Genomic DNA, 625 nt, shown 5'->3' on the forward strand with positions numbered 1-625 from the left:
TTTCTCGGATGTCTTGATATTTAAAAGTTATCTTTTATCATCAATCTCTGTATGAAGTTTTCAAGGTACATGATTTTTCTTTCATCAGTCTTTCCTGATGATGGAGACGGAGAGATTCGAACTCTTGACCCCCTGCTTGCAAGGCAGGTGCTCTCCCAGCTGAGCTACGCCCCCTTATTATGCGCACTTCGACAAGACAAATATAACACCGTTTATCTATGTGCAACACATACCGACACTCTAAAGAAAACAGCTTCGCTGTTTGAATTTAGCAATCGGTGTAAACAAAATTTATTTTTTAATCTGGCAGCCACCTGCTTTCCCATGCCGTCTCCAGCATAGTATCCTCGGCCGCTTACGTCTTAACCATCGTGTTCGGGATGTATACGGGTGTTTCCCATAAGCGCATCGCCACCAGATATTTCACACTTAGCGAAGTCTTTTTGAGCTTAGTGGGAAAATCCTTCGCTGCAACTTTGTGAAAGCAAGCCCGCCCTTGGCGCAGCTTGAACTTAGTGCAGTCGAAGTTCCTCTGCCCTTCTTCTCCGCTAATCGTTGTCCCCTGACAACTCAACAGTGAAATAACTCTTTACTTGATTTCCTTAGAAAGGAGGTGATCCAGCCG

General features: G+C 44.5%; 1 tRNA gene and 1 rRNA gene. Both read right to left on the minus strand.

The features are described 5' to 3' along the window. Window positions 1-101 precede the first annotated feature (101 nt). A tRNA-Ala gene (locus D7Y06_RS25490) sits at window positions 102-174 on the minus strand. A gap of 127 nt (window positions 175-301) precedes the next feature. Next, window positions 302-419 (minus strand): 5S ribosomal RNA (gene rrf / locus D7Y06_RS25495). Window positions 420-625: the final 206 nt, after the last annotated feature.

The sequence above is a fragment of the Roseburia sp. 1XD42-69 genome, from assembly GCF_003612565.1.
Lineage (GTDB): Bacteria > Bacillota > Clostridia > Lachnospirales > Lachnospiraceae > Roseburia_B.